We start from the raw sequence: 6,927 nt of genomic DNA, 5'->3' as shown, positions 1-6,927 counted from the left end.
TTTTAAATTCTCAAACCCCATATCATCACCTACATTGATATATTCACTTTGGTAAATCTCTTTGAGATATTTTGTAAACTCTCTAAATATAAATTGTGCACAGCCCAGTACTTCAAAATCTGTTTTTTCTATGATCACACTTGAAGTTGTCTCATTTATTCTCTCTCCTACTGTAAAACCTTTGATCTCTTCATCTATATACAGAACCATTCCCACCACATCAAGGTTTTGATAATCATTTAAAAGTCGTTTGATGGCAAATCTTTCAAAATAAATTCCATCTAAAAATGTCTCAACTTCTTCTTTTGGCATATACTTTGTTCTGTCGCTTACCCATTTATTGAATAGACTGGTAATACCATCTTTATGTTTATTAATATCCAAAATTTCTACTCTATAGTTGTCATACACTTTTTTGAACTTATTTATTTCATTTCTTTTTGATTTGTATTGATCACCTTTGAGTTCGATAAGATCATCAACTTTATAGATATAGTCTACAAGCTTTTTTTCTATAATGAAATCTTGAAGCATGTCAAAAATGAGTGTACCTTCTTCAAGATAATCAACAAATCCTTCGAGCATATTTTCATGGATATATTCTATTTTAGAATAGTTTTTATGGCTGTTGTGTGCATTCATGATTTCAAAACATTGAAGCATTGCTTCATAGGTATTTTCTTTTTTACCTAAAGGTGGAAGAAGCATTGATAATTCACCTGAAGTAAGGATAAATAGACAGAATGTATCATTGACTATTGTATAAAAACCACTGGCTGTTGAGAGCCAAATGTAATTACATGCAAATGTATAGTCACTAACATCAACATTGATCACTTTTAGATAGCTATCCATACTTTTCTTAGCATTTAGATCGAAGTGTTTGAGAGTGTAATTACTCACTGTAAGTGTTGACAAGTTTTTCTCCAAAATATTTTTTCAAATTTTACTCTTTTTTTGCGAATTTGCATCAATATTTTTAGATATTTTATTACGTCTATATTTCCCTTATAACTGTTATGTACTTGTGAGTTTCTAATTATGGCAGATCGTGTCTTATTTCAATTTGTACCCTCTTGGATTATTCTTATATTTAAGAAGATTGTCTTCAAATTAAACTTTAAAAATATAGGTGAATGTATTGGTGTTATCTTTAGAGTGAGCACTATAGTGGATGTTGTTTTTCTTACAAATAGTTTTTACCATATTTAATCCCAATCCTAAACTTCTTTTAGCCCCATAGGACTCTGTATAATTTTTTTGAAATACTTTAGAGACCTTCCTTATATTTTCGCCTTTAGAAATAAACTGTAAGGCTATTTCTGAATTATTTTTTTCCAATACAATTTCTATTTCACTTTTATCAAAACTATGTTTAATGGCATTAGAGAGGTTGTTATCGATGAGTCTCTCTAGCTCTGTATCATTCATAGTTACATTTATATTATTATCGATATTGGTAATAATACTTTTGTTATTAGCATGGGCAATGACTTCAAAAAAGTCAATTCTATCATTGAGAAAATCTGTTAAATTAATATCTGTATGTTTGTATTCTATTGTATCATTTGTAATGATATAGGAGAGGTCTTCATAAGAGTTAGAGAGCATATTAATAGCTGAATGTATTTGTGTGATATAAGAAGAGACTTGGTTCCCTGTTTTCATCTCTACAAGAGAGGAATTTGTCATGATAACGGAGAGAGGTGTTCTTATTTGATGAACCATATCAGCGATGAATCGTTTGTTTTCATCTAAGAGAAATTGGTTATGTTCTATTTGATCTTGAAGTTTTTTGTGTAGGGATTCAAGCTCTTTTTTGTGTGTATATTCTTTGGTTTTATCTTTTATAATTCCTATACCACCAAGAATATCATCATTAGCATTTTTAAAAGGAAAGCCTGTTATTTCTATCCAAAGATCACCATCATTGGTAGTGATGTAAGGTCCTGAATATGATTGAGTACCTTGTCTAAGAATATTATAAAATACGTCTATTATAGTTGAATCAAAGAGAGAATTGAGGTTCATCCCCGTTATAGCTCTATTTTCATACTCAAATATATCATGTAATTGTCTATTTGCATACAACATGTTTAAATTTTTATCATAAGAGAACATTCCAAGAGGAGCTTCAGAAAATAAGTTGTCTAGCAAGTCTTTTTGTACTTTTAATTCTTTAATTTTTTGTGTTTGTGCATAGTTTTGGCGTATCATAACTGCTTGAGATAAGAAAAATAATATCATGAGTATGGCAAGTATCAAGGATAATGATGTATTGATCATTATCATAGATAAAATTAAAGGAATCATAATAATACTAATATAAGCAATAGCAATGCGAAAATCTGAAGATAATGAAGTTGTAGCACCTGCTGTGAGCCCTAATAAAGATGCTAGGATAAAAAGTTGATGATATGCATCTACATAATGTATATATACGAAACCAAGTATTGAGACCATCAATCCGGTTACAAAAGCATATATCATGAATTTTTTATACCATATTTCTATGGAATATAATTGAGGATTTTTCTTAAAAAGATACGTCTGATAGAGTCTAAATAATAAAAATGGAACTAACACACTAGCCCATAGGACAATGCTATATGAAAGTTCAGAATATAAAAATATTGTTATCAGTATCGTAAATATTATTGCGGTTGTGAGACTTTTTTGTGAAAGAGCATAGAGTGTACTTACTACAGCTTTATCGATGGGTTGTAATTGTTTTAGTTTGGATAATACTTGTTTATAATGCATAAGTGTATTATATATTTTTTATGTCAAATTAATGTCATATTTGATTTAGAGTGATAATTTGTCTTAGGTCAGAACTACCATTTTATAATTTATCGTGTGTTTAACTTGCTATAATTATAATATGAATACATCAATTTACAACATCTCACTTTTAGATCTTTTATGGGTCATGATACCGGTTGCTGTGGTTATCGTAGTCTATATGCGTTGGACACAAGATAAGGCTACGCTTTTTTATGCTCTGTTCAGAATGCTGATACAATTGATGTTGATAGGGTATGTATTAACTTATATTTTTGATGCCGATTCTCCCTATCTTGTGATCTTGATACTTTCTATCATGCTCATTGCAGCGAGTATGATTACTTTGCGTCCAGTGCAAAAACGATATAAGTCACTCTACTTCCATGCATTTATCTCTATTTTTGTTGGTGGATTTTTTTCGTTGGGGATGGTAGTTTTTGGTGTATTGGACCTGAATCCCTGGTATGAACCAAGATTTCTTATACCTATAGCAGGGATGATATTTGCTAACTCTATGAACGCAGTGAGTATATCTGCAGAAAGGTTTGAGAGTGAAATAAGCAGAGGGAATGGTTATATCGATGCCAGAGCCACATCTTATAAAGCAGCACTCATCCCCATAATCAATGCACTTTTTGCAGTAGGATTGGTATCACTACCAGGGATGATGACAGGTCAGATACTTTCAGGTGTTGATCCTTTGATCGCTGTACGGTATCAGATAATGGTGATGCTGATGATATTGGGCTCTGCGGGTATCTCAGTGGCGATCTATCTGTTGCTTTTGAAGAAGGATATCATTGAGAATTAAGCTGTACATTTTATTATGACTTATTTATTCTGTTTTTTATAATAATAATTAAATCTTTCCTTCTAAAGAGTGTGTAAATTCCTAATAATCTTCCAGTAGATAGCATAAACAGTCTTGTAGTACTATCTTTTTATCCATAGAGATCATGGCTGGCATCAGAGCTTTTTTAAGCGATATTTTTCCATTGTTATTTTGGATGATCTCCTCTGTGATATCCTGATCATCCGATGAAAGTACTAAAAACGGCTTAGCAACTTTTGAATAGGCAAATATTTCATTTTTCTCTAATCGAGTAAAATTATGATGGTCAAAATTTTTGACCAATGTAAGATCATAGCCAAGAGTATCACTATACTCATCGTCTTCAAAACAGAAAGTTACATCCGCATTGATCTTGATCGTAGCGCTGTTCTTAACCAACTGAAGATCATGAGCCGGAAGTGGTTTTTCAGGAAAGTGATCCATATGCATCAGATCATCTATAAGTTCAAATGCTCTTTTGATCGCAGGTAGATTTCCCGGGGTTGAACATTCAAGGGTGATAGCCGGACAGATATCATCAAATGCCATGGTTGAGACACCTTTGGGTGATTGAAACACCATAGCAATGTGGTTAAAAAAGCTAGAGAGGTATTTGTTCTTCTCATTCACTACAGATATACACCCATAAGGAGGGTTTTTACCTGTATTGTTGTGCAGGTCAATAGAAGCAAATAGCTCATCTTGGGTGATCCTATCCATCACTTCCCGTATTAATATCGCTGTATCTGAGTCAGGTTCAGTTGTACCTGGCCATGCACGATTAAAGTCTATTTGTCCATCTCTCAGTCTCACACCCATTTGTGCAGCATCTACATTACCTATAAAAAGCCATATGCCCCTTGGCAGTTTATAACCATCAGTGGTTTGGTATTTTTTTAGTATCTCCTGCATGATCTGAAGTCCACTATATTCATTGCCATGCAACAGGATGGAGATGAATAGTGCAGCCTGTTTCTCACCTTTTAAGTGTATCAGTGTAGGTGTATCAAAAAGCTCTTTTATCTCACGATGAGAGATAGAGAGGAATGCACTGGGTATATGGTCAAGTATCGTTAAATTACTCATCTATAGACTCCATTTGTGTACAGGAATATTTTGTTCGGAATTTTGCATATAATCCTCCATAAGTTTAACTATGCTGTTATATTTTTTGAAATGTTCAAGTTGCCATGAAGCACCGTTTTGTCCATTTTTAGTTCTTTGCTCTATGGTATCTATATACTCATCTACATCATAGATACCCAAAGAGTCAAGCCCTATTTTTGTAAGTGCCAGTCCATCGTTTAATATCCACTCTTTCAAAGAGACTTTTTGAGCATTTTTAGGTTCATGAAACTCAGCGTTCAACCCTGTTTTTGCTACAGAGTAAAAATCATCTTTCAACGTTTCAAATGGCATTTTTTTAAGGTCAATCTTTGATCTTACCAGGCCTTCAATCAGGCCGATAAAAAACCATATGTTGACCTGTGTATCTATAAGCGTAGGTCCAGAGGGTAGTACACGAAGTTCAAGTCTCAGTGTATGTTTACCATCTTTGTCTTCTCCTAAAATAGGGCGTATCCATCTCCAGATCGTACCATTATGTAGATTGAAATGATGTAGGTCGTTTACAGGTTTGTTCCTTACATCTGCAAAAATAATTTTAAACATTTTGTTTTGTTCAAACAAGTCTAGCCAACTCTCTATGTAGCCATGTGCAAAATGGACCCTTGTCTCATCACCATGATCTCTTCTTTTTTTATCTCTTGTATCTACAGATTGTTCAAAAATGGCGATGCGAGATTCATGCCAAGCCTTTTTACCTAAAACCAAAGGAGAGTTTGCCCCAAATCCAAGTAGTACAACAGATGCCATCAGTGCAGCGTGATAATATTCAACAGCTTGATCAAACGGAATTTGAAAGTGAATCTGTAATGAGGTTCCCAGTGCTTCAAACATCACGTCATCTTTTTGTAATGATATCTCATCTTCACCATGAAAAAGGATCTTGACACTTTCATGTCTTAACTCTTTTATACGCTGAGATACTAGAGTATATCTATGCATATCAGACTGATACAGTTCTTTGTTAAAATGTTCAAGTTTCAAAGAGGGAAGTACACCAAAGAGTCCAAGTTTTGCATCAAATTTTTTAGCTGAATTCTGACCTTGCTCCCAAAGTGAGAGAAGGTCTTTGTTTAACTTTTCAGGGGCTTCATTATCAAGTTTAAAAACATTTCCATTGATCTCAAGGTTATACTTCGCTAGTTCATTGGTAAAAAGAGGGGAATCAATATCATCCAGTATATTTTTGTTTATGGGATTGGGACGATTTTCACTTGTGAGAATGCAAGCTTCCAATTCATAACCGATACGGTATTTGTCAGAAAAAAGTTCTGAGCCTTTATCAAATAACGATTTTATATAGGCATGTTCATCATACAAAGCTTTTTTAAACGCTATAAAATCTTCTTTTGTAAACTCTTTATGACTGATCTCACTGCCCATTAGATACCTTATTTTATATTATCTTTTACTAGTATAACAAAAACATCCAAATAGTGTTAAATATTAATAAGATAAATTAAAGGATTGAAGTTCGTATGTAGTTTTCGGTGGGTTTACTATGATTATGCTGCTCAAAAATATACAGCAAAAAGGCATAGATGTTGAAGGATCTAATGAATGAGGCACAGGAGTTAGAGAGCTTGTCTATTTACCTAAATGAGACCGAAAAATAGACTTGATCTTGGCTAAGCGCTGGTACAGATTAATATTAGTACGGTGTGGAAACCATTTTATCAAAAATGTCGCTAAAGCCTCCCACAATGAAACCCACGCAGCAACTGTAAGTCCCTCTGCAAATACATCAGTCATAACGCTACGGTCCGATCCAAGTTTTTGATTGACCCAGATAGAAATAAATAAAATTCCAATGCCCAGGCAAAATAAAATAAACGATTTACGAGTCATCTGTCTAAACTTGTTTTTTTCAGCCTCCACAAGAGATATAAAGAAACCATTAATACTGCGTCTGATATTGGAGAGTTCTGTTTCATCTGGCAGACTGTTTAGTGTAAAGCGAATAATGAACGGTTCTTTATCCAGTTCTTTTGCACTCTCAATGATATAGTTTACAAGATCCTGATCAAGATCCCGTAGTATGTAAGGTGCACTTCTATCAAAGTGATTAAATAGATCTTCTATTCTATCAGCAGTTATATCAATGAGTATATCACCGTTAGTATTACGTTCATACCGACTGAGAATATCTTTCTTCATTATCAATCCCATTACTCTAAGTATTT

At 33.4% G+C, this 6,927-nt stretch carries 6 protein-coding genes; 1 reads left to right on the top strand and 5 read right to left on the bottom strand.

Annotated elements, in window-relative coordinates:
- Together ABZC96_RS07130 and ABZC96_RS07125 are read right to left on the bottom strand one after the other, a co-directional pair.
- The coding region (locus ABZC96_RS07130) for a DUF2156 domain-containing protein (RefSeq protein ID WP_373030080.1) at positions 1–918 on the bottom strand (918 nt) is incomplete at its 3' end.
- Between the two features lie 195 nt (positions 919–1,113).
- Entirely contained in the window at positions 1,114–2,490 is a 1,377-nt protein-coding gene (locus tag ABZC96_RS07125) for a PAS domain-containing protein (RefSeq protein ID WP_373030079.1), read from the bottom strand.
- Between the two features lie 394 nt (positions 2,491–2,884).
- Here ABZC96_RS07125 and ABZC96_RS07120 point away from each other — a divergent pair, with 394 nt between their 5' ends.
- Entirely contained in the window at positions 2,885–3,598 is a 714-nt protein-coding gene (locus tag ABZC96_RS07120; protein WP_373030078.1) for an ABC transporter permease, read from the top strand.
- Between the two features lie 81 nt (positions 3,599–3,679).
- On the opposite strand, the gene ABZC96_RS07115 is transcribed toward ABZC96_RS07120, so the two are convergent.
- From ABZC96_RS07115 to ABZC96_RS07105, 3 genes are all read right to left on the bottom strand, one after another.
- Entirely contained in the window at positions 3,680–4,705 is a 1,026-nt protein-coding gene (locus ABZC96_RS07115; protein WP_373030076.1) for a M14 family metallopeptidase, read from the bottom strand.
- A complete protein-coding gene (locus tag ABZC96_RS07110; RefSeq protein WP_373030074.1) occupies positions 4,706–6,127 on the bottom strand; it encodes a hypothetical protein in 1,422 nt (473 codons plus the stop codon).
- Positions 6,128–6,331: 204 nt separating this feature from the next.
- On the bottom strand, positions 6,332–6,927 hold a 596-nt coding region (locus ABZC96_RS07105; protein ID WP_373030072.1), incomplete at its 5' end, for a hypothetical protein.

The sequence above is a fragment of the Sulfurovum sp. genome (assembly GCF_041551015.1).
Classification (GTDB): Bacteria; Campylobacterota; Campylobacteria; order Campylobacterales; family Sulfurovaceae; genus Sulfurovum.
The sequence above is the reverse complement of the archived record's forward strand: the minus strand, read 5'-3'. Positions and strand labels throughout refer to the sequence as shown.

Excerpts from the sequence above, each read along its gene's own strand:
- ABZC96_RS07125 (WP_373030079.1), bottom strand. The coding sequence starts at position 2,490 with ATGATATATGCTTTTGTAACCGGATTGATGGTCTCAATACTTGGTTTC.
- ABZC96_RS07120 (WP_373030078.1), top strand. The coding sequence starts at position 2,885 with ATGAATACATCAATTTACAACATCTCACTTTTAGATCTTTTATGGGTC.
- ABZC96_RS07115 (WP_373030076.1), bottom strand. The coding sequence starts at position 4,705 with ATGAGTAATTTAACGATACTTGACCATATACCCAGTGCATTCCTCTCT.
- ABZC96_RS07110 (WP_373030074.1), bottom strand. The coding sequence starts at position 6,127 with ATGGGCAGTGAGATCAGTCATAAAGAGTTTACAAAAGAAGATTTTATA.